The 24,209-nt window shown below is 28.2% G+C and carries 21 protein-coding genes, 1 tRNA gene and 1 riboswitch; of the genes, 15 read left to right on the top strand and 7 right to left on the bottom strand.

Annotation, left to right across the window (positions count from 1 at the left end; genetic code table 11):
- Positions 1–30: 30 nt before the first annotated feature.
- Positions 31–279, bottom strand: coding sequence for a hypothetical protein (locus BN2920_RS13245; RefSeq protein ID WP_058295473.1), 249 nt, complete (start codon positions 277–279; stop codon positions 31–33).
- Positions 272–817 (bottom strand): RNA polymerase sigma factor, encoded by a 546-nt coding sequence (locus tag BN2920_RS13240; protein ID WP_058295472.1) that lies wholly within the window; start codon positions 815–817, stop codon positions 272–274. The genes BN2920_RS13245 and BN2920_RS13240 overlap by 8 nt, the downstream gene beginning before the upstream one ends.
- A 381-nt stretch (positions 818–1,198) precedes the next feature.
- Here BN2920_RS13240 and BN2920_RS13235 point away from each other — a divergent pair, with 381 nt between their 5' ends.
- Positions 1,199–1,855, top strand: a complete 657-nt coding sequence (locus tag BN2920_RS13235) for a DedA family protein (protein WP_058295471.1) — start codon at positions 1,199–1,201, stop codon at positions 1,853–1,855.
- A gap of 365 nt (positions 1,856–2,220) precedes the next feature.
- On the opposite strand, the gene BN2920_RS13230 is transcribed toward BN2920_RS13235, so the two are convergent.
- A complete protein-coding gene (locus BN2920_RS13230; protein ID WP_058295470.1) occupies positions 2,221–2,439 on the bottom strand; it encodes a DUF2922 domain-containing protein in 219 nt (72 codons plus the stop codon).
- Positions 2,440–2,730: 291 nt separating this feature from the next.
- On the opposite strand from BN2920_RS13230, the gene BN2920_RS13225 reads away from it, so the two are divergent.
- From BN2920_RS13225 to tsaA, 3 genes are all read left to right on the top strand, one after another.
- A complete protein-coding gene (locus tag BN2920_RS13225; RefSeq protein ID WP_083498789.1) occupies positions 2,731–3,495 on the top strand; it encodes a lysozyme in 765 nt (254 codons plus the stop codon).
- A gap of 202 nt (positions 3,496–3,697) precedes the next feature.
- On the top strand, positions 3,698–4,516 hold the full coding sequence (locus BN2920_RS13220; RefSeq protein ID WP_058295468.1) for a MerR family transcriptional regulator: 819 nt from the start codon (positions 3,698–3,700) through the stop codon (positions 4,514–4,516).
- A gap of 72 nt (positions 4,517–4,588) precedes the next feature.
- Positions 4,589–5,056: a tRNA (N6-threonylcarbamoyladenosine(37)-N6)-methyltransferase TrmO gene (gene tsaA, locus BN2920_RS13215; protein ID WP_058295467.1), complete on the top strand. Its 468-nt coding sequence runs from the start codon at positions 4,589–4,591 to the stop codon at positions 5,054–5,056.
- Between the two features lie 248 nt (positions 5,057–5,304).
- Here tsaA and BN2920_RS13210 read toward each other — a convergent pair whose 3' ends face one another.
- Positions 5,305–6,243: a sugar-binding transcriptional regulator gene (locus BN2920_RS13210; protein WP_058295466.1), complete on the bottom strand. Its 939-nt coding sequence runs from the start codon at positions 6,241–6,243 to the stop codon at positions 5,305–5,307.
- A 110-nt stretch (positions 6,244–6,353) separates the two neighbouring features.
- Here BN2920_RS13210 and trpB point away from each other — a divergent pair, with 110 nt between their 5' ends.
- The 3 genes from trpB to BN2920_RS13190 all read left to right on the top strand — a co-directional run bounded on the left by trpB (position 6,354) and on the right by BN2920_RS13190 (position 9,452).
- A complete protein-coding gene (gene trpB, locus BN2920_RS13205) occupies positions 6,354–7,541 on the top strand; it encodes a tryptophan synthase subunit beta (protein WP_058295465.1) in 1,188 nt (395 codons plus the stop codon).
- Positions 7,534–8,325, top strand: a complete 792-nt coding sequence (gene trpA, locus BN2920_RS13200) for a tryptophan synthase subunit alpha (protein ID WP_058295464.1) — start codon at positions 7,534–7,536, stop codon at positions 8,323–8,325. Before trpB ends, trpA begins: the two co-directional genes overlap by 8 nt.
- Positions 8,326–8,885: 560 nt before the next feature.
- Positions 8,886–9,452, top strand: a complete 567-nt coding sequence (locus tag BN2920_RS13190; RefSeq protein ID WP_058295462.1) for a Uma2 family endonuclease — start codon at positions 8,886–8,888, stop codon at positions 9,450–9,452.
- Between the two features lie 309 nt (positions 9,453–9,761).
- On the opposite strand, the gene BN2920_RS13185 is transcribed toward BN2920_RS13190, so the two are convergent.
- Together BN2920_RS13185 and BN2920_RS13180 are read right to left on the bottom strand one after the other, a co-directional pair.
- On the bottom strand, positions 9,762–11,243 hold the full coding sequence (locus BN2920_RS13185) for an aldehyde dehydrogenase family protein (RefSeq protein ID WP_172437809.1): 1,482 nt from the start codon (positions 11,241–11,243) through the stop codon (positions 9,762–9,764).
- A 115-nt stretch (positions 11,244–11,358) separates the two neighbouring features.
- A complete protein-coding gene (locus BN2920_RS13180; protein WP_058295461.1) occupies positions 11,359–13,884 on the bottom strand; it encodes a GH39 family glycosyl hydrolase in 2,526 nt (841 codons plus the stop codon).
- A 180-nt stretch (positions 13,885–14,064) separates the two neighbouring features.
- On the opposite strand from BN2920_RS13180, the gene BN2920_RS21780 reads away from it, so the two are divergent.
- From BN2920_RS21780 to BN2920_RS13145, 8 genes are all read left to right on the top strand, one after another.
- On the top strand, positions 14,065–14,205 hold the full coding sequence (locus BN2920_RS21780) for a hypothetical protein (RefSeq protein WP_172437808.1): 141 nt from the start codon (positions 14,065–14,067) through the stop codon (positions 14,203–14,205).
- A 253-nt stretch (positions 14,206–14,458) separates the two neighbouring features.
- Entirely contained in the window at positions 14,459–15,880 is a 1,422-nt protein-coding gene (locus BN2920_RS13175) for a DHA2 family efflux MFS transporter permease subunit (protein ID WP_242868376.1), read from the top strand.
- 163 nt (positions 15,881–16,043) lie between these two features.
- On the top strand, positions 16,044–16,724 hold the full coding sequence (locus tag BN2920_RS13170) for a nuclease-related domain-containing protein (protein WP_058295459.1): 681 nt from the start codon (positions 16,044–16,046) through the stop codon (positions 16,722–16,724).
- Positions 16,725–16,770: 46 nt separating this feature from the next.
- Positions 16,771–16,845: transfer RNA gene (locus tag BN2920_RS13165), tRNA-Gly, on the top strand.
- 328 nt (positions 16,846–17,173) lie between these two features.
- The gene (gene mntA / locus BN2920_RS13160) at positions 17,174–17,608 is read left to right on the top strand and encodes a type VII toxin-antitoxin system MntA family adenylyltransferase antitoxin (RefSeq protein WP_058295458.1); all 435 of its coding nucleotides are present in this window, start codon (positions 17,174–17,176) and stop codon (positions 17,606–17,608) included.
- On the top strand, positions 17,595–18,005 hold the full coding sequence (gene hepT, locus BN2920_RS13155; protein ID WP_058295457.1) for a type VII toxin-antitoxin system HepT family RNase toxin: 411 nt from the start codon (positions 17,595–17,597) through the stop codon (positions 18,003–18,005). The genes mntA and hepT overlap by 14 nt, the downstream gene beginning before the upstream one ends.
- Positions 18,006–18,116: 111 nt before the next feature.
- Entirely contained in the window at positions 18,117–18,836 is a 720-nt protein-coding gene (locus BN2920_RS13150; protein ID WP_058295456.1) for a hypothetical protein, read from the top strand.
- A 152-nt stretch (positions 18,837–18,988) separates the two neighbouring features.
- Positions 18,989–19,075, top strand: a riboswitch (cyclic di-GMP riboswitch).
- Positions 19,076–19,497: 422 nt separating this feature from the next.
- On the top strand, positions 19,498–21,762 hold the full coding sequence (locus BN2920_RS13145) for a pectate lyase family protein (RefSeq protein WP_198157493.1): 2,265 nt from the start codon (positions 19,498–19,500) through the stop codon (positions 21,760–21,762).
- Between the two features lie 150 nt (positions 21,763–21,912).
- Here the strand turns inward: BN2920_RS13145 and BN2920_RS13140 are convergent, their stop codons facing one another.
- Positions 21,913–24,060 carry a transporter substrate-binding domain-containing diguanylate cyclase gene (locus BN2920_RS13140; RefSeq protein WP_058295455.1) on the bottom strand — a complete coding sequence of 716 codons (2,148 nt, stop codon included), beginning with the start codon at positions 24,058–24,060 and terminating at the stop codon, positions 21,913–21,915.
- Positions 24,061–24,209: the final 149 nt, after the last annotated feature.

Here is a 24,209-nt window from a genome sequence, read left to right as displayed (position 1 = left end):
GAAATTATAAAAAGTAGAATATATTTTAATTCAGATTCTTAATATAATCGGTGAAAGAATAATTGTAGAAATCATTAAAAACAACATAACTGGAAAACAAACTATTAAAATATTAATTCCCATAAAAACAAATAAAAATGGTATAGTTAAGAATAAAAAAGCGACAAGCATAAATAGTTTTTTTGCTTTTTCATCTTTTTTCTTTTCTTTTATCTGATAACATTTTCTTTCAATTTCATTATCAAGATTTAGTAGTAACTTGTTCAAATCCTCATCCATATTTTTTTCCTCCTGTATGCAAAATTTTATTTAGCTTTGTTATTCCACTATGTATTCTACTCTTTATGGTTTTAGGTTCTGTTTTAAATTTTTCAGCGATTTCTTTTAGAGTAAGCTGTTCTAAATACTTCATTTTTATGGCTTCTGCCTGTTCATATGGAAGCTTATCCATTTCTTTGAGAATTTCAGACACCTCAATATGATTTAGTACGGTATTTTCAAGATTAATACCATCATCAACATCTAATTCATAAATATCTAAGTTCATATTTATATTTTTTCTTAAATAATCTATATAGCAGTTCCTTGCAATTGTTAGAATATATGTGGAGAAAGTAGCTTTGCCATAAATATCAAATTTTTCGATATTTCTAATAACTTTCATAAAAGTCTCTTGTAATAAATCTTCACTTAAAACCTGATCACTCGTAAGCTTTAAGAGAAATTTAGAAAGATAAGGGTAATAGAATTTAATAAGTTCATTAAAAGCTTGTTTTTCACCCTTTTGGCAATTTTGTATTAACTTTGTTTCATCCAATATTTCATCCCCCCCATTTCTAATTAATTACACGTTGCAGATTTAAAAAAGTTGATAAGTATTTAATAATATTCAACTTAGTTATAGACTATATGATAGTTTTAATTTTCACTATTTTAATATTATAAGGCATAATTATAATAAAAAATATCAACCTTTTCTTATTTTATACGTGTAATAAACATAAAGAAATTTAGATTGGAGGAAAGTATTAGAATATTTTAAAAATCAAAGAAAGGTTAAAAATTAATAGAACTTTAAGAAATGTACCTACAGGTTATGTAGTAAAATGTAGAGTATAGGAAGTGTATTAATATATTTAGATTTTAAGTAATAAAATTCCATGTGGTAGTTATAAAATTAGAAAGAGAAGGAGAAAAAATGAATACATTAACTTATGTTATAGACATATTTTTACATCTTGATAAATATCTTGGGCTAGTAATAAATAATTATGGTTTTGAAACATATTTAATATTATTTTTAATAATATTTTTAGAGACAGGTTTGGTAGTCACCCCATTTTTGCCTGGGGATTCATTAATATTTGCAGCAGCAACATTTGCAGCTATAGGAATGCTTAATATTCATATATTAGTAGCTATTTTAATTATAGCGGCAATTTTGGGTGATACTGTAAATTATGAAATAGGCAGAGGATTTGGAAATAAGATAATCAAAGTTGGGAATGGCAGGCTTATAAAGCAGGAACATTTAGATAAAACAAATAAATTCTATGAAAAATATGGTGGAAAGACTATAATCTTTGCAAGATTTATTCCAATAGTCAGGACTTTAGCACCCTTTGTAGCTGGTATAGGAAAAATGCATTATAAAAATTTTATATCATTTAATGCAATAGGGGGGATATGCTGGGTATTATTAGTATCAAGCCTTGGGTATTTTTTTGGAAATATTCCAGCAGTTAAAAATAACTTCACAATTGTTATAATGGCAATAATAATTATATCAATAATGCCAGCTATAATTGGCTTCTTAAAAACTAAGTTTAATAAAGAAACTCCAGAAATACAATAAAGTTAAATATATAATGTTGTGATTAATATTCTGACAAATCTAATGCTACATAGCCATGCTTCATGAAAAAAGATTATCTTAACATATTATGGAGAACAATTTAAAATTTATATTAACATGAGCCTTGAAGAACAGGAAGAGAACCTTTCAGGATTTGTACCTGCTGGCTAAAGTAAAAAGAAATATAGTATAGAGATATAAAACTATCTGTTTTTGACAAAATAAAAATGACTGTATCAAAAAATAATTTGATACAGTCATTTTTTATAAAATATTAAGGAATAAGCTTTAAGATAATATTTATGCTACATCTTTTTTAAAAGTTCTAATGTAAATTTTCAATTATTAGTGAGACTTAAGATAACTTATGCTACTTCAAATTTAGTAACTTTCTTTTGAGTTACTTGAGCAGCTGAGATTGCTACAAGTGAGCCTGACTCAGCAAAGAAAACATTTTTTTCTATTATTGTATTCATAAGAGTTTTGATTTCATCAGTAGTAATATCAGGTTTTATACCACTTATAGAAAAAGTGCTCTTTTGTCCACCAGAAGTTAAGAATGTCATTGTTAAAGTATAATCCATATTATATTCCTCCTAAAATTGAATTTTATAAATTTAAGACTCTTGCTCTGCAAATTTTTTTACAGAGCATTTTTTATTCAAGTAATTGTTCTTTATTGAGTTTAGTTCCTTTAAATAGACTCCGGTACAGTCGCATTGGAGATTTCTTACATGAATTAGTCAAGAAAATTTTGAGAGTCTAATGTAAAATGCTTAAAAATTAGGCTTGAGTAAGGCTTGATGTCTCATTTAAGAAAGAATCTCTTGTAGAGGCCTCCATAAGATTTTTTATAGCTTCTGCAACAAAATAGAATGTATTATTTAGAGAAAGACGGAAGAATGGTAAAAGGATGGTTTCAAACTACAAGAGATAATAATTGGTACTATGCATTTAGTGAAGAAACAATAAATGAAAATAAGATATTTTATGAAGGACAGATATGTACAGGCTGGCTTAAATTAAAAGATATATGGTATTACTTTGAAGAAAATAATGAAGAAAATTTAGGCGCTATGTACTCTAATGGAGCATTCTTTATAAATAATAAATATCAAAAGTTTGATTATAATGGAAAATGGCTTGGGGAGGATTTAAAATATAGTATTTCAAATAAAGGTGAGGTTTCAGATGAGTTTTGCGAATTTGTAGCTTTCTTTGAGGGATGTATGCTTAAAGCGTATTATTGTCCAAGCGGTGTAAAAACCATAGGAATTGGATGTACAAGAAATGAAGTGACAAGACTTGGAACTATTACAAAGGAAAGATCATATGAAGAATTTAGAAAGGATGTTAAGACATTTTTAGAAGAAGTTGATATTTTATGTTCTGTAAATAATGTTATGTTAAACAGATTTGAGCGTGAAGCATTAATATCCTTTGCTTTTAATTGCGGTATATTAGCACTTGAAAGCTCAACTCTTTGGAGAAATATAAAAAATAAAATAAGAGATCATTCCATAATAAAAGAAAACTTTTTAAGGTATGTTAAATGTTCTGATGGAAAAGTGCTCCCAGGGCTTGTAAATAGAAGAAGTGCAGAGGCTGATTTGTTTTTAAATGGAATATATAAATGTTAAAAAATCTATGGTGGTAAGATAATTAATGGGGGGAGATTCATAAAAAACGATTTTGCAGATTTCAAAGGCTAAACTTAGTTTTCACCATAAAGCCTATGAAAATCATAATTAGTTTGTAGATATAGAAAAGGTTTTTATAATACTAATATGGTATAATTATGAAATATATCAGAAATATTTTGTTTGCTGTATGGAGGAGATTATGTTTAAAATTGGAGAATTCTCAAAATTGACTCAGGTGTCTATTAGAATGTTAAGATATTATGATGAAATCGGATTATTAAAACCAGCAAGTATTGATTTGTTTACAGGGTATAGAATGTATTCTGCAGATCAGATACCATTGCTTCAAAAAATAATTTTATTAAGGGATACAAAATTTTCAACATCAGAAATAAAAGATATGATACTAACAAATGAAGAAATAAATATAATAGATGAATTAGAAACAAAGAAGATGGAAATTAAGAAGGAAATTGATATAGAAAAGCGGAGAATAATGAAAATAGATAATGCAATAAATGAAATAGCAAGCAATAATTTCAAGATTCATTGCAATATAAATTTTAAAAAAGTTGATAAAATATTGATATTATCAGCTAGAGATATAATTCCGGATTATTTTCATGAGGGAGTTTTATGGAAGAGGTTATGTAATTTTATAAGTAAAGAAAATATTTCTGTAAAACAGGACATGTACAATAATGTAGCTATATATCATGATATTGAACATAAAGATGAAAATGTAGATGTTGAAGTTGGGATTATAGTAGATAAATTAGGAGAAAACAAAGATGGATTTATATATAGAGAAGTTGAAGCTGTAGAAAAAATGGCTTATGCAATGGTATATGGACCATATGAAAATTTAGCAAAAGCGTATGAAATGCTAGCATATTATCTTGAAAGCCATAATGAGCAGATGGCAAATAAGCCTTCCAGGCAGATATGTCATGTGGGTGCAGATGTTACTGAAAATCTTGAAGAATATCTGACTGAAATACAGATCCCATTAAAATAAAATTTGTTGACTCTTACATTATGTGAGGGTCTATTATTTTTTTGTAAGATAAATATCTAGGAGGTAAAAATTATGGAATTAAAAGAAATTGGTAAAATTAATGTGGAAGGAGAAGAGATGTTTCTTCAAATCAATAAGGAGTATATAAGAGGTATTCAAGGATTAGGAGATTTTTCTCATATTGATGTACTTTGGTGGTTTGATAAGTGTGATAATAATGAAAGCAGGAGAGTTATTGAAGTGAAGAAACCATATAAAAAAGCTCCAGAAAGGTTAGGTATTTTTTCAACTAGGTCACCTGAAAGGCCAAATCCAATAGCATTATCCATAACAGAAATAACACATATTGATTATGATAATGGCAGAATCTATATTACTTATATTGATGCAATGAATAATAGTAGCATCGTAGATATAAAGCCTTATACTCCAAGTATAGAGAGAGTAGAAAAACCTAATGTTCCTAAATGGTGCAGTCACTGGCCGGTGTCTTATGAAAAGGCTGGTGATTTTGATTGGGAGAATGAATTTTTATTTTAAGTGAATAAATTATATGTAAAAGCAGTCATAAATAATGAGAAAATAGAAAATCTAAAAAATAAGTTGCCTGATATGAAAGTGACATATCACCTTACCACAAAGCCCGTGAAAAATCTGAGTATTTGATTTTGAACTGCCACCTGTCTACTTGACAGGGAGCAGTTCATTTTAGTGGGATTATTTTTATTTTATGTTTAAGAAAATACTTTATGTATAATCAAAATTTAGTAACATTGTTTTTTAATCATTTATAGAAGCAGTTTTTGTGCCATGTCTTGAGAAGTCATAAAAATGTCAATATAATTACTTTTTAAAACGGCTTTTGTGGCTTCAACTTTTTCGACTCCAGTAGATATAGCAATAACAGTGCTTTTACTAAGTTCATCTAGAGAGATTCCAATAGAACGGGAGCTTAATTCAGTATCAATTATTTTGCCATCTCTTGAGATGTAGGAAGTACAGACAGATGCAACAGCATTTTGATTATTTAGTGCACAGACATCATTTTCTGAAAATGCACCACATAAGTAAGAAGTAGATGATAAATTTATTTCACCAATACCTACAAGTGCAATGTTACATGTTTTACCTTTTTCTAATATCCGAGAAATTGATGGCTCTTTCTTCATAAGATCACAGGTATTTTTGTTTTGAAAAATAATAGGAGCATTCATTACGCAGTAGCTTCCACCAGTTCTTTCAGCAAAGCTTTGTGCGATTGTATTTGCATGCCAGCTGTGACCTTCTGAACCCATATTCCCAACTAAAGGAACAAAGGTTAAACCATTTCTTGTTAATTTGTGTGCATAGTTTGATATGGAAGCTATTGTACGTCCACTCATTACGCCTATAGTAGAATTATCTAAAAAGTATTTATCAAGCTGTTCTGAGCAGCATTGACCTAATTTATCAATTTCTTCTCCAGTAGATTCATATGAAAAATTAAATATGAAAGCTTCTTTTAACGAGTATTTTTCCATAAGTTTTTCTTCTAATTGAAATTCTTGATGATATGGATTATTTATATTGAATTCAATAATATGATTTTCTTTTGCAAAATTAAGCATTCTGCATACCTGAGGCCTGGAAATTCCAAGGTGAATAGCTATATCTTTTTGGCTCATATTATCCTCATAAAATAATTTGCATGCTTTTATAACAAGACGTTTATTATCATAAATTGCCATATGTATTTTCCTTTCTATACATGTGAGTGAAATAAATTTCATTAATTGAAATTTATTATACCATATATTAGTATAAAATAAAGGTTTATTTAAAGGAAGGAATGAAAATTATGCAGAATAAGAAGTATGGAGAATTTGGTGGACAATATGTATCAGAATCATTAATGAGTACATTAAAAGAATTAGAGTCAACTTATAATGAAGCGGTAAATGATACTAAGTTCTGGGAAGAATATGATTATTATATGAAAGAATATGTTGGAAGAGAAAACCCATTATACTTTGCTCCTAAATTAAGTAAGAAATATGGTCCTAAAATTTATTTGAAAAGAGAAGATTTAAATCATACAGGCGCACACAAAATAAACAATGTTATTGGACAGATTTTACTTGCAAAACGTATGGGAAAGAAAAAAGTAATTGCAGAAACTGGAGCAGGACAACACGGGGTGGCAACAGCAACTGGTGCTGCATTATTTGATATGGAATGCAAAATATATATGGGAACAGAAGACATAGAAAGACAGAAACTTAATGTCCTTAGAATGGAGATGCTTGGTGCAGAAGTTATTCCTGTAACATCAGGTAGCAATACATTAAAAGATGCTACAAACGAAGCAATAAGAACATGGTCAAAAGAAGCTGAAGATACATATTACGTTTTAGGTACAGCAGCAGGACCACATCCATATCCTGAAATAGTAAAGAAATTTCAAAGCATAATCAGTAGAGAAGCTAAAAAGCAGATTTTAGAGAAAGAGGGTAGACTTCCTTCAGCAGTTGTTGCTTGTTGTGGAGGTGGCTCTAATGCAATTGGAATGTTTGCTGAATTTCTAGATGATAAAGATGTAAAACTATATGGGGTTGAGGCTGCTGGAAAAGGGATTGAAACTGGAGAGCATGCAGTTGCAATGTCAGATAAAAAAGTAGGAATACTACATGGGATGAGATCATACCTATTGCAGGATGATGATGGAAATGTCAAATTAGCTTATTCTATCTCAGCAGGACTTGATTACCCAGGTGTAGGACCAGAACATGCTTATCTTGAAAGTATAGGAAGAGTAACATATGATAGTGTTACTGATATAGAAGCTATGGAAGCACTTTTAGAATTATGCAGATTGGAGGGAATTATACCAGCTATTGAAAGTTCACATGCACTGGCCTATCTTCCTATATTATGCAAAAATTTCACAGCAGATGATATTGTCATAGTATGTATATCAGGACGTGGTGATAAGGATGTTAATACAATAGCAGAATATATGGAAAGCAGGGGTGCTATAAATGAATAGAATCGAAAAGAGACTTAATGAGTTAAAAAGGGAAAATAAAAAAGCCTTTATCACTTATATGACAGCAGGTCTTCCAGATATGAAAAGAAGCAGTGAAATCATAAAGATTCAATATGAATCTGGTATTGATATTATTGAAATTGGAGTTCCTTTTTCTGATCCAATAGCTGATGGCCCTGTGATTCAGGATGCTTCATATAGATCTATTCAAAAAGGTACAAACTTAAAAAAAGCATTTGATTTAGTTTCAGGTGTAAGAAAAGATTGCGAAGTTCCTATAATATTTATGTTATATTACAATACAATATTATATTATGGTGTTGAAAATTTTGTTAAGAAATCTATTGAATGTGGTGTTGATGGAATAATAATTCCAGATCTCCCATACGAAGAAACATTTGAAATAAATGAATTCTTAGAAAGATATGAAGATGCACCATATTTAATACCACTTGTTTCACCAGTTTCAAAAGAAAGAATACCAATGATTGTAGAAAATGCAAAAGGTTTTGTTTACTGCGTTTCTTCAATGGGTGTTACAGGGCAGAATTCGGATTTCCATAAAGATGTTATAAATTATTTGAAATCTGTAAAGGAAGTATCTAAAATACCAGTTATGATGGGATTTGGCATAAAAAATGCAGAAGATGTAGAAGGCTTTAAAGATATTATTGATGGGTGTATTGTAGGTTCAAATTTTATAAATCTCATGGAATCTAACAATTACGATAGTAATACGATAAAACAATATATAACTACATTCAAAGAACAATTAAATAAATAATATTCATGATATTTTGGCATATTAAATGAGATTAGCCTTAGATATATTTTAAGCAATGAAAAGCAGTTAATGAATAAGAACTTGTGTAAAAGCAGGTTCTTTTTTTTGATTTTATATATTATGATAAAGAAACGTGAAATTTTCAAGAATCATATACAATATAATAATAATGCAGCAAATTTTAAATATTTTAATGAAAAGATGATAATAATGAAAAAATTTATATTTATCTTTTTTATTAATATATTTATAAAAATCAGTATGTTTATAAAAAGTTTAGATTTTAAAGAAAAATGATAAAACTTAGAAAATAATAAAAATTTAGAAAATGAAGAAATAGTAGAAAATTTTCTGTTTATAGTTTAAATATGGAAAGAATATGATTATTCAGATGAAGCACTTCAAACATAAACAAGAAATCTTAAAGAAATAAGTTTAAGGTATACTAGGTAATTGATATAGTCATGGCTACAGTGGATTATTTACTTTAAGAAAGATGAAAAATAGGATATAATATAGAAAAGATTATATTTGAGCGGTTATTTAAAGGAGTGATAATTATGGCACCATTAGCAAAAAATCTTGTTGTATCTTATGATGAATTTTTGAAAATAAAAGAACAAAGTAAAGAGATATTAGAATATATTGATGGTGTAATATGTATGTCACCATCTCCATCTACAAAGCATCAGAGAATTTCTAGTAAATTACATGCAAAATTATTTAATATTTTAGAAGAAAAGAGTTGTGAAGTTTTTCATGCTCCATTTCATATAGTATTAAAAAGGGATGACATAGAAGGTGAAAGGCTGGTAATACCAGATTTATGTGTAATATGTGACAAAAGTGGTTTTACTGAAGATAAATATATAGGAGTTCCTAGTTTAATAATAGAAATTTTAAGTCCATCAAATCAATCACATGATTTAGTAACTAAGTTAAATTTATATATGAAATATGGAGTAAAAGAATATTGGATAGTTAATCCTATATTAAACACGGTTATGCTATATTCTTTAAATAAAGAAAATGTATATGAACAAACAATAGTGAAAACAGAAGTTGGAGTTGTTAAATCTAAACTTATAGAAGAGTTTGAAGTAGATATAGAAAAGTTATTTAATTAAATATTTTTATAAGCAGGAAAAGCAGATAAGATTAAATTAAAATAGTCTTATTTGCTTTTTTAGTTATAAAGCTGATTTTATAAAATATAGAAAAAATATAAAATCAGCTGTTTTTTATAATATAGATGAAATTTTCAAGAAAGTTATAAAAGTTTAAAAACGTAAAAAATATGAAAAGATGGCTGTTATTAACGGATTTATCAACCGTTAATAACAGCCATTTCTATTAGACTTATAAAATTATTATTCACAAAATGATAAATATAATAAAGAATATATTTGGTGAAAAGTAAGTTTTTAAAATTTATATTATTTTACGTACATTCCACCAGGGATTTCAGATAAATTAACTATAATATTTTTCTTTTGAGTATAAGCTTCTAATATAGTTTTATGAGTTTCTCTGCCGATTCCTGATTCTTTATATCCACCAAAAGTTGCTCCAGCAGGGAATGTATTATAAGTGTTAACCCATACACGGCCAGTTCTTATACCTCTAGCAACTCTTATTGCACGATTTAAGTTTGTAGTAAATACTCCACCACCTAGACCGTAGTCACTATCATTTGCCATGGCAATAACTTCTTCCTCAGTCTTAAATTTAATAACAACACCAACAGGCCCAAATATTTCTTCTCTAGCGACTCTCATATCATTAGTTACATCTGTAAGAAGTGTAGGTTTCATAAAGTATCCATTCTTAGCATCACCTTCAATGAATCTTTCACCACCAGTGGCTACCTTAGCACCTTCTTGTTTACCTATTTCTATATACTTAAGAATTTTCTTAAGTTGAGCTTCACTAACTTGAGCACCCATTTGAGTGTTAGGATCTAATGGATTTCCAACTTTAACTTTTTCAAAAGCACTAATTGCTTTTTCCATGAATTCATCATAGAAATCTTCTTGTACAAAGATTCTAGAGCCAGCTGAACAAACTTGTCCTTGATTAAATAAAATACCTAATTGAATTCCTTCTAGTGCAAGGTCCATATTTGCATCACTAAAGAAGATATTAGCAGATTTTCCGCCAAGCTCTAAAGTAGCAGGGATGATACGCTCTGCAGCAGCAAGTCCAATTTGTCTACCAACTTCTGTAGATCCTGTGAATGCTAATTTATCAATTCCTTTATTATGTTGTAAGTATTCACCGCTCTTTGAACCCTTACCTGTAATTACATTGATTACACCACTTGGAATAATATCTTGTATTAATCTCATAAGCTCTAATACGCTTAGTGAAGTACTACTTGATGGCTTAAAAACTGAAACGTCTCCTGCAGCTAATACTGGAGCTAGTTTCCAAGCTGCCATTAAAAATGGAAAATTCCAAGGAACTATTTGTCCTACAACACCAAGTGGTTCTCTTAATATTAAATTTAAAGTATTTTCGTCTATCATTGATGATGAGCCTTCATCTGCACGAATAACTCCTGCAAAGTATCTAAAATGATCTGAAGCTAATGGAATATCAGCACCTGATGTTTCTCTAATTGGTTTTCCATTATCCATAGTTTCTATTGTAGCTAGATATTCTGCATTTTCATCGATAATATCAGCAATTTTATTTAATACAGCGGCTCTTTCAACTGGGGTAGTTTTACTCCATGTAGCAAAAGCTTTTCTTGCAGATTTTACTGCATCATCTACATCTTTTTCTGAAGCATCTGCGATTTCAGCTAAAAATTCGCCAGTAGCTGGATTGTAAGTTTTTATTGTAGCTTTATCTGAAGCATCTCTCCATTCTCCATTAATAAATAATTTATATTTTTCTTGAAATTTAACTTTCATAATAATCACCTTTTTTTCTAAAATTTTTATTTTCTTCATGAATTAAGTATAGCACTAAATTAAATTTAATACAATTTAATTTTGCAATTAATAATATAAATTATTTTATGAATGATTATGCTAAATCTTCATAAAGAGGTTTAATTTCAATTAAACGTACTTCATGAGGCTCCAATTCGGCAGTTATTGTTAAGGAGTTATTTTCTGAATGTAATATTTTTTTCTGAATTTTTGGAAGTGATACAGATTTTAAATATTCAATATCAGTTTTACTTTCTAAGGGCAGAGCTCCTAATTCAAGCCATTTATCAAAAGAACTTCCATGGTTCTTATTTACAACAGTTTCTGTTAATTGATAGCTAGCTTCCGAAAGATTTGTAAGTGGAAGAACTACTTTTAATGTATTCGCTTTTGGAAATGGTGTATATCTATCCTTAAAAGTCATATCGAATACTTCACCAGATGCATATAATTTTGAATAATGTTGATAATTATATAGAATTATTTGAATCGACTCTCCATCTGCAGTTATAAAGAAGCCATTTCCTTTTCCAAGTAATCTATCACCAAGTTTATTAAGCATTTCAAAAACGTAATAGTGAGATTTTTTTATTCGATTATATGTGAAAAAGCCTTGTCCACCATGGTATAATCGGTTTCTTATCTTTACTTCTTCGTTAAAATCTGATATTTGCCAATAACCAAAACTTTCAATATCATCATAATTTTCTAATATGTTTTTGGCAACATAAGCAGCCTTATATACAGTATCATTTAGCAGTTCATTATGAGATATTGAAGAATTCCAAGCGATTAAGTAGAGTTTGTCAGTTCCCCAATCATTTCCATTCATTCTTTTCTTTATGTATTGTATATGTTCTTTTAGAGCATTTTCAGATTTCATATACACAAGATATTTTCGCATTTCAGTGTGGTCTTTTCTTGAAATTGTAGTCGCATCTCGTCCAGATAGATTCATTGGATAAAAATGAGCATTTATAAAATCAGGTAAACAATTATTAATCTTACAAAAATCTATAAATGTATCCATCCAATCATTTGAACCTTCAAGTGTATCAGCAAAAACTGGGGAGCTTCCAAAAGAAATATTAGAACTAATTCTTTTTATAGTTTTATATGTTTCCTTATAAAATTTAAAAAAGTCAGTTCTATTTTCAAATCCAAACATTTTTGTAAGATCGGGTTCATTCCAAAGAAAAAATGGCCAAGATTCTACTTCTTTTTTACCATAGCGTGAAATAAAATGTTTAATTAGCTGTTGAATAGTATAAGTCCATTTTTCCATGTTTTTAGGTAGACTAATAACTGAATTAATGAAAAACATTGTACGCGTAGGATTAATTGCAAGCTCTTTAGGCATAAAAGAAAGTTCCAGAAAAGGCTTTAAATTAATTGAAAGAAGAAAATCTATTGCTAAATCAATGTAAGTAAAGCATAGTTCAGGTTCACCATTTTCATTTTCAGAATAAACAATCATTTCATCATCAAGTATTCCATGGAAACGAATATACTTAAACTTAATATCTTGTTGCAACTCACGAAGCATATATTGATTTTCAGAAATTAGTATATGCTTTGCTTTTCCAATACAAATAAGGGTTTTGAAAGTATGTCTTAGCTGTATACCTTTTATCGAAGTATCAATTGGGTTTATTTCATAAATTGTAGTATGAGGCTTATTATCATCTGTAGAGGTAATATCATATTTAAGATAATCAACTAACCGGTTAAATGAGGTATTATGGCGTAAAGCAAAATAATTTATGCTTTCTGCAATACTATTTTGATTATTAGAATCATATGTCTCTATGCTTTTACGATATTTGCTTGGCAGGCAGTCATATTTATTTTTAAATGCAGAAACAAATGAACGAGTATTTGAAAATCCATTTTTTTCAGCAATATATTCAATTTTTAAATTAGGATTTGTTAAATCTTTTACTGCATGAGAAAGCCTAATCTCCATTAAATATTCGCTAAAACTAAGTCCGGTAAATTCTTTGAAAATTTTTGATATGTATGGGATAGATAGATAAAATGTATCTGATAAATTATTTAATGATATTTTTTCTTTATAATTTTTACTTATATAATTTAATATATTCTTTATTCTCTCAGAATTTCTGTTTGTATCATTAGAATTATTTGTATTTTCAACCTTAAAACTAGTAGCTAATATGTATAATAACTCATAAATATATGATTTATTTAAAAGTTCAATATCATCATCTATATTAATATTGGATTTTACAATTAAAGCAAGGAGTCGTTTTAGCGGTATAAATTTTTGCTTATCTAATTCTATGGATGAATTACAATCAAATCGATTTTGAGAAAAGCGAGAAAGTTCAGGGTCTAATGCAGAAATATTAATTTTTAACGATAATATTTCACATTTGTTTCCATATAAAGAGTGTATATCAAACATATTTATAAGAATAATGTCATCTTCATGCAAATTATACTGTATATTGCCACATTGAATTTGAACACTACCAGATAATACATATATTAATTCTATACTTTGATGCCAATATCTTTCTAAATTTTCGATGGCAAGTACAGAAAAATCAATAGAAGAAGAAGTTTTAAAATTTATAAGTTCATAATTTGTATTCATAAGATACCTCCATAATAAAAAAGAAAATGTCAAAGTATAACATTTTGATATATTTATGACATTATCAATAAAAAATTATAGCATGTACTATAAGAAATTAAAATATAAACTGTAAAATTTTAATATTTTAAATGTAAAAATTTATACAAAAATAATAAAAAATATATTTTGCAGATTAAAGTGAATAGAAATTTACAGTTAATAGCGTATGAGAATAGATTTTTTATGGAACTGTTAACTGTTAGAATAATGATGAATGAAAAAATTATAAAAGTTGAACTTAATAGGGAGGATATGAATATGAAAATTTTAGGCATTTAAGGTAGAAGAAAAAAATATTAATAACGATTCTGTGTATGAAGAAGCTTTAATAGCAGTAAAGAAAATTACTGTAAAAGTAAGAATGTATAAAGTTATAGGAAATAATATAAATGCAAAAGAAAAGAGCATCAAAATTTAATCTAATCTTTTTGAAGTTAAAAGATATAAATCTACTGGATTAAATTAAATTTTTAGAAAAGTGGATCTGATAAAGATTCATTATATTATTATTTCCTAAATGGAGGAAAATAAATTGAAAAATACAAAGAAAATAAACTCAACAGCAATTATAGCAGTATTAGTATTTAGCGCATTTATAGCTACATTCAATGAGACTGTATTAAATGTAGCATTGTCAAGTATTATGAAAGAAATGAATGTAACAGCTGGCACTGTCCAATGGTTAGTCACAGCTTATATGATAGTAACATCAGTGATGGTACCAGTTACAGCATTTTTAATTCAAACCTTTAGAACTAAGAACTTATTTTTAAGTGCATTAGGATTATTATTACTAGGAACAGTGTCTGCTGCATGTTCAGGATCATTTTTAATGCTAATGATTTCTAGGATGATACAAGCTTCTGGAACAGGTATGATGATACCGATTATGATGAACACAGTACTATTAGTAGCACCAAAAGAAAAAATAGGTTCATCTATGGCGATATGTGTATGTGCAATTTCACTTGGACCTGCCTTTGGACCAACATTTTCAGGGATTATGCTACAATACTTTAGCTGGCATGTATTATTTATAGTTTTAATTCCAGTTATAGCACTAGCTATGATTGTAGGAAATTTAGTATTAGTTAATGTAGTAGAAGTTACAAAGCCCAAAATAGATTATTTATCAATTATTCTTTCTACTATAGGACTTGGATCTGTTATATATGGAATAAGTAGTGTTACTGAAGGCAATATTAAAGTTACATTATTAAGCTTTATTATAGGAATAATTTGCATGACACTATTTGTAAAGCGTCAAGTTAATTTAAAAGAGCCAATGTTAAATTTATCTCCATTTAAATATCCAAAGTTTGTAATAGGGGTATTATTAGTAATGGTATCAATGATGATTATGTTTACTATGAATGTAATGTTACCAATGTATTTGGAAGGATCACTAGGAACAACAAGTTTCATAGCGGCTCTTGCATTATTACCAGCGGTACTTTGCAATGGAGTAGCTACATCTATAGGTGGAAAAATATATGATAAATTTGGTGTGAAGTGGTTAGTGCCAGTTGGTGTAGGTATAATGGCTATATTTGTATTTATTTTATCTCAATCTAATAGTGAAACAGCATTAATAAAAGTAATTATAACTTATATATGTGTGTGTATTGGAGTTGGATTTACAATGTCACCATCTCAAACGCATTCATTAAACCAATTACCAAAGGAATACTATCCTCATGGAGTAGCTATAGTAAATACACTTCAACAAGTTTCTGCTGCAATAGGTTCATCATTATTTATGGGAATAATGTCAGCAGTTCAACTTAAAACTTTAGCATCTGGAAATGTAACTAATCAAGTAGCAGTGGCTACAGGATTTTCATGGGCAGCTATGGTAGCAGTAGTGATTACCGTAGTTGGTTTTATCTTATCTTTTGCATTTGGTAGTGGAAAGAGTGAGACTCAGAATACTGAAAAAACAATTTTTGAATAAGATATTGTACTACTTTTAATGAAGTGTACATATTAAATATTTTTTATTTTTATGATTTTTATAAATTAATAAAGAAAAGCATCCCAAAGACTTTTTTATTTTAATGTAAAATTATGGTATAATATTGCTATGGTATAATAGAAATTTTAGATAGGGGTGTGGGATGTATTTATTAATTTTTTTAGCAGTAGTTATGATATTTGTATATTTGGTAAACAGATATGAATATCATAATAGTAATTATAAAGATTTGACTGGTAACACATATAACGAAGTAATGAATGACAAAAGTAAATATAGTGAATTTTTAACAGTTGAAGAACTTGAAAGATTAGATGTTGAACATAGAATAGCTGTTAATGTATATATTTCCCAAAATGATCGTGAAACAACTGAAATTAATGTAATATATATATGTCATTATGGAATCTTTGTTATTGAATCTAAAAATTATAATGGATTGATATATGGAGATGAAAATCATAGATACTGGACGCAGGTTTATAGTGGAAATAAGAAAGAAAAATTTTATAATCCTGTATTTCAAAATAAGACTCATATAAAATCTTTGGCTAAAGTTTTAAATATTCATGAAAATAAAATGAAATCACTTATAGTTTTTAGTGAGAAATGTACGCTTAAGATTGGAACAATTAAAAGCAATGATGTTTATGTATTTAATAGAAAAGATCTTGCAAAAATATTAAAAACAGTCATAAAAAATTCTCCTGAGATTTTATCTAAGGACGAGATCCAGGAGATTTATTCTAAACTTAAGAAATATACTAATGCTTCAGAAAAAATTAAAAATGATGAAAACTTATATTTTGGTGAAAAGGATTGATTTTGAAAATGGACAAGAGTAATATAGAAGTGTAGTTTAGTATTATGCGGCAGTGACTCAATGGTAGAGTGTCACCTTCCCAAGGTGAACGTTGCGGGTTCGAGTCCCGTCTGCCGCTCCAAACTTGATGTGATATTATGAAAAGTTTGGAGAAACAATATAATAAAGTTGGTATAAAAAATTTGTAAATTAGAACTTGCGTAACAGCAGGTTCTTTTTTATAACAAGTTGTAAAATAAGTTTTAAAGATAAATAATATAGGATATAATTTTAATATAGAAGCACAATTATATTCTTAATGAATACAAAGAGGTAAGAAAAGAGTTTATAGAAACTTACATTTGATATAAGTAACTTATGCAGGCCTTTTTCATATTCTTTTTAAGAATATTTATTATAGAGTATAATCAGAATGATTTTTAGAGGAGACAGACCAAAATACAGATTTAATGGAAGTGGTGAATAAGGTGGATTTTGAACTCCAGTTAAAAGAAGCAGTTGATATTATTGTTAAATATTTTGATCCTATTGCAATATATTTATTTGGTTCAGCATCAAGAAACGAACTTAGGAAAGATAGTGATATAGACTTAGGTTTTTTAACTGACTATAATGCTCAAATAGATGAATATGATAAATTTATTAAAGCTCAAGAGCTGGCTGATATATTTAAAAGAGATGTTGATTTAGTTCATGTAAATTCAGCATCTTCAGTATTTAAAGTACAGATAACTTATAATGGAAAATTAATTTATTGTAGCAATAATAACAAGCGTATGGCTTTTGAAATGCGGACTTTAAAGGAATATGCAATACTTAATGAAGAGCGAAAAGAAATTGTTGATAATATTAGGGAAAGCGGGACTGTATATGGAAGAAAATAATGTAATCTTAAATAAAATAGAAACTATTGAAAGGTGTATAAACAGAATTAATATAGTATATGAAAATAATCCTGAAAACTTAAAAGATTATACGAAGCAGGATTCAATAATGCTTAATATACAAAGAGCGTGTGAGGCATCTATTGATTTAGCCATGCATATAATATCAAAGAAAAAATTAGGAATTCCTCAGACTAGCAGAGATGCTTTTGATGTTCTAAGTAAAAGTAAAACAATTGATGATAAATTATCAAAAAATTTAAAAGCTATGGTTGGTTTTAGAAATATTGTAGTACATGATTATCAATCTATTAATCTAAAAGTTGTTGAGTCAATTATTGCTTATAATTTAAAAGATTTTTATGACTACATAGATGCTATAAAACAATATCTATAATTTCAATATTATTTATGTATATTTGCTAAAATAAATAGCAAAATTTAGTATAATTCTCTTTCAAAAGATCAACTTATTCATATAGTAGTTGATCTTGCTAAAAAAGATAAAATGCTTAACGATACTCTTATTTTAAAATATTCAAAAGAAGATAATAAAGATGGACTTGAGAATTGTAAAAAATTAACAAAATCTATTGTTAAAAAGCATTGTGGGAGAGATAGATTTATTTCATATAGGCAGGCTTATTATTTTGCATGTGATATGGATAATGTTCTTGAAAAAGCAAGAAATACTGAAGACGTTATGCTTTCAGTTGATATTGCACTACTGGTATTAGATGAAGCAATAGAAGCATTTCAATATGCAGATGATTCTGATGGTGACATAGGAATGCTTGTATCAAAAACCATGAAAACAATAAGTACAATTATAGATAGAAATACAGAATGTGATATAAAAATCAAAAGACAGCTATTTAAAAAATTATTAAAGAAAAGTGAAAGTAAAATTTTTGATGGATGGAATGATTTTAGGATTAATATGCTTGAAATATGTGCTCAATTTGCAGATATAGAAGAATTTAGAGACCAATTAACAGAAAAAATAAAATCTATGATTGATAGTAACTCTAATAATGAATATAAGAAATATAGTAATGAGAGCATGCTTCATATATTATATGAAATAATTGATGAGTATGGCACTAAAAAAGAAAGTGAAGAGTTTATACTTAATAATATTAACTTTTCATCTTTTAGGGAGCTTCTTATTAATAAGTATATTGCTTCAAAAAATTATGAGAAAGTTAATGGAAAAATGTATGTATGAACCAGTTTTAGATTTGGGATGTGCACAGGCAATAATTTATTGTGTTTAGAGAAAGAGGATTTATAGATATTTATGCCTGTGATTATTCAGATGAAGCCAAAGATAAAATTAGTGTTTACAATCTTAAAAATATAATATATAATTAGCCCATAAAATTTAATAGGCAAACTTAGGGAAATCTAAGGGCGCAAAGCTATAGGGACTAATGTTTTAATAAACTATGTCAGCCAGTTGCCAAAGAGTGCATTACTTTTTGTTATATTAAAATCTATATAATTATATTTATGATAGTTTAATAATTTTATTTATTAATGGTTTTGATTATTATTTCTGCTACTCTTTATGAGTAGCTTTTTTATTCTTTAGGAAATTATGTTCATGGTGGTATCTTTTGAGGGGAAAAGTTATTTTTTAAAATATTGCAATAGGCTAATGCATAGTTCCTAAAGAATAAAAAATAAATTATAGCGCCTGGCCTTTTCTTCGGCAAGCTCAGAAAATCCAGAGTGCGCTGAAAAAAATCGACGGCTTAAAGAACTACATTTTATAAAAGCTATTGTATTCTATTGGATTTGTATTTTATAGAAGACTACAACATAGTCGCCTTGGCGATTTTTTTAATGTACTTTTTTACATAAATATACTAAAGGGGAATTAAAAAATGTTTAAAGAACCAGAAGAAAAGAAATACAGATGTATGTCTAAAAGATTAGCGCAAAAGGTTATGGCTATTACACTAGTGTCATCAGTTATAATTGGACAGGGAGCTTCAATTAATGCTTATGCATTAGATAAAAGTGTAGATTCAATATCTATAAGCAATTATAATAATGAAAATGTAGTTATTTTAAATAGCTATGGAGATTTAGAAACTGCAAGTGTTGAATGGCAAGGTGCAGACGATGCATCAGGTTATAATGTGTACTATAAAGAAGATGGGGAAGCTGATTCTAAATACAGACAATTAGATAGTGAATTAATAAGACAATATTCATCTTATTTTAGAGCTGACGTACTTGGGGTTGAAGAAGGATCTTATGTTATAAAGGTAGTTCCATTATTTGATGGAAAAGAAAACAAATCAAAATCTGCAGCTACATCATCAATTGATGTAAAATCTCATACAAGAGAAGGTTTTGCTTTTTCAAAAGATTCTGCCATGGGGACCGCATCAGGTGGATATAATGATGATGGAACTGTAGCTGAAGATGCTACTATACTTTATGTTACAGCAGATAACATAAATACAGTAAAGGCTGATGTTATAACAAACTCAAAGGGATCTAAAACTACATGTACTGGTCTTGTTGACATTTTATCAAAGCGTCAAAAAGGTTATGATAAGTCTCATCTTATTATACGTGTAATTGGTGAAATTAAAGCATCAGATATATATGGGCTTAATAGTAGTGGATACCTTCAATTAAAAGGATGCTACAATCTTACTCTTGAAGGTGTAGGTGAAGATGCTACAATAAATGGCTGGGGAATTCTTATAAGAGGAGCAAGAAATGTAGAAGTTAGAAACCTTGGAATAATGCTATTCCAAGATGACGGAATTTCTTTAGATACTGATAATGAAAATATATGGATTCATAATAATGATATATTCTATGGAACAGCAGGAAGTGATGCAGACCAAGCTAAGGGTGATGGTTCACTAGATGTTAAGGGAAAATCAACTAATGTTACTGTTTCATATAACCATTTTTGGGATTCTGGAAAGTCTTCACTTTGTGGTATGAGTGATACAGATGAGTTTTTTGTAACATATCATCATAACTGGTTTGATCATTCAGATTCAAGACATCCTCGTATTAGAGTAGGTACAATACACATTTACAATAATTATTTTGATGGTAATTCAAAATATGGTGTTGGTGTTACAAAGGGAGCATCAGCTTTTGTAGAAGCAAATGCATTTAGAAACTGTAAATATCCAATGCTTAGTTCGCTTCAAGGATCAGATATTGCAGGAAGCTCTACTGGAACATTCTCAGGTGAATCAGGGGGAATGATTAAGGCTTATAATAATAGCATAACTGGAGAAAAAGCTTTAGTTTATGCACAAGATAATGCTATTCAATTTGATGCTTATCTTGCAAATTCAAGAGATGAAGTTGTACCAGCTTCTTATAAGACAGTAAGTGGAAAAACAACTTATAATAATTTTGATACAAGCTCAAAAATGTATGAATATAAAGCAGACGATGTAGAAGATGTAGTAGATAATGTTACTACTTATGCAGGAAGAACTAATGGTGGAGATTTTGAATGGACATTTACAAAAGCAGATGATGAATCATCTTCACTAAATAAAGATCTTATGAAAAAACTTCTAAGCTATAAGTCTGATGTAGTTTCTATTGGAGGAAATTCAGTAGTTGTTGATCCAGATGGTGATAATTCTGAAACACCAGAAGTACCAGAGGTTCCAGAAATTCCGGAAGTACCAGAAGTACCTGAAACACCAGAGCTTCCAGAAATTCCAGAAGTACCTGAAACACCAGAGGTACCAGAAGTACCGGAAGTTCCAGAGGTACCAGAGACACCAGAGCTTCCAGAAACACCGGAAACACCAGATACATCTAAAGACACTGTGCATAATTTCACAGAGAATGGTAAGGAAAGTTCATATTTTACTATCAAAGGTAACTTAGGAAAAAATAAAACTGGAATGTCATATGATGGATTCTTTTTAACTGAATATTTAAAGATTGAAACTAGTACGAGTATCTCGTTTACTACAGATAGTACTTCAACTTTAACTTTAGTGCTTAACTCAGATTTCTCAAAATATATAATTGTAGATGGAGTTAAATACAAAGCTGATAAAGGTACAGTTACTGTAGAATTAGAAGCTGGATATCATACTATTAAAAAAGGCGATGCTGCTAAACTTTATTATATGAGTGTTGAAGAATAAATTATTGATTTAAAAAAGATTATTATAAATTTGGAGGCTTTCATAGTGAAGTTTAAATGTATGTTAGCCTCAAACATTAACCTAACTAAAATATAGATAAAGGATTTTAGTTAGGTTTTTTGTTTTTAATAAAAGTGAAAAAAATATGATTTAGAAATTAATATTTACTTTAAATCCATTCCTTCCATTACGTTTTACTTCATAAAGTAATGTATCTGCTTGTTGATATATTTCATTGAAGTCGAGATTTTGTTTAATAACGGTAGAACCTATACTAAGAGAGATTTTTTTACTACAACCATTATAGCTTATGTCTTTATTCATTAATTGACATAGTTGTTGTAACTTTTGATTCACAATTTGGAGGTTATTTTCTTCAATATCTTTCATAAAGACAATAAATTCATCTCCGCCCCATCGACAAAGAATATCTTCTAGTGAAAAAAATTCCTTTAATAATTGGCTAAAATCTTTTAAGAGATCATCACCTACTTTATGCCCTAAAGAATCATTTATTTGTTTGAAATAATCTATATCGATAATAATGAACGCACCATATAATATAGGATTTTTCGTATTTAAATAATTTATAACTGATTGTTCAAATGCGTCACGATTATAAAGTCCTGTTAATGGATCTGTTTGCGACTTTTTTAGTAACAATTCTTTTGATAATACTAAATTTTTAAATTTTATTCGCACCAATAGATAAGTAATTATAGATATTAAACTTAAAAATAATATAATTACTGCTATACATAAAGCTAAGTTATCAAAGAAAAATTGTTTTAATGTAACAGAGTGTTTAATGTTAATTGTATTCAGATAAATAATATCTTTAATTTCTTCTTCTGATAAACTATAAATTGCTTTATTAATAATACTTAGTAAGTTATTATTGGTTGGTTTAGCAAGCCCAATTGAAACCTCCGTTTTAAAATCATTTGAAATAACAGTTAAATTAGGATAGTATCCAGCAGCAAGATAGTTAGATACAGAATGGTTATTTCCGCAAGTTAAATCTGCTGTTCCTTTTTCAACTGCTGTTAAACATTCTTCAAATGTATCGTATAAATTTATTTCATAGTCATTATTTATATTATAATAGGCACCTCCTATAGGTAATGCAATAATTTTGGGATTATTTTGTTGATTATTTTTATTCTTACGAACTACCTCTACCATATCAAATTTTAAATAAGATTTTGTTAGTGTAAATTCATTTTCATCTGCAATTGGATAAATACTGGGAGCGCCAATTATTAAATCAGCCTTTTTAGCTTTTATTAATTCATATGCTTCTTCATAGCTTTTTACTCGAACTAATTCAAAACGAAGTCCAGATTTCTGAGTGATTAAGTTCATTACATCAATAAAAATACCAGCTGGCTTTTTAGTATTAATATCGTAATATTGAAGTGGATTATAATTATCAATATAGATAGCTTTTAAAGGAGCCATGTTATTGATGTAGCTTTGCTCTTCTTCTGTTAAGATAAAGAAATGTTCCTTATTAATTTGAAAGTATTTATTATATAATTTCTGATTAAATGCAGGATCACTTTCTTTAATTTTAAAGAGCACATGATTTAGTTGTTGCGTTATTTTAGTATTTCCTTTAGTTGTTGCAAAATAGTAAGGTATAGCTCCAAATTTAACAACTACTTTCTCATTCTTATTTGTTAATAAATCTCCGTCGATAATAGCATCTACTTCTTTAGATTCTAAAGCCTCTGAAAGTTCTTTTCCAGTTTGAAAAGGATAAGGAATTAAATCAATATTGGTAATGCTATTATTTTCGCAGAATTTAATAAAATTATTCAGTCTAACTTTAGATGTTTCAAAGTAACCTACCTTGAGTCCGTTTAATGTTTCAAAGTTTGATTGACTAATATTTTCATTATCTTTTAAAATGGATAGAGTAGTGTAAGTATAACCAGAATCGTATTCTGGAAAATCATAAATCTTAATACTTTGATCATTTTTAAGCATACCTGCTACAATATCTATGTTACCATTTTTTAATTCGTTCATTGCATCATTGAGACTCATCTCAACAAATTCATATTCCCAACCAGTATATTTAGCGATTTCTCTTAAATACTCATATGCATATCCACTATAAACACCATCTTTGATTTCTGTAAAACCTTCAACAATTGGGTATCCAACTTTTATTACATTATTTTCTTCAGCTTGTATGGATTTTGTTTGAATGCTAAAACATATGAGGAGAATTCCAAATATTAAAATGATTTTATTAAATTTTCTTATATTTTTTAGAATAATGTAATTCAATTTTAGTAATCCTCCATTTTTTCAATTATCATTTGTTATCTAAAATATTTTATTAGCTAATTAAGAGCTAAAAGTAAATGGGAAATATTCTTAATAAATTAAAATATAATTTTTTATTTAAATTATATATTTTTTTATTAAAATATCAA

Origin of the sequence: Clostridium neonatale (assembly GCF_001458595.1) — a bacterium.
Taxonomy (GTDB): domain Bacteria; phylum Bacillota; class Clostridia; order Clostridiales; family Clostridiaceae; genus Clostridium; species Clostridium neonatale.
Note: the sequence above shows the minus strand (reverse complement) of the source record. Positions and strands in the feature narration are given on the sequence as shown.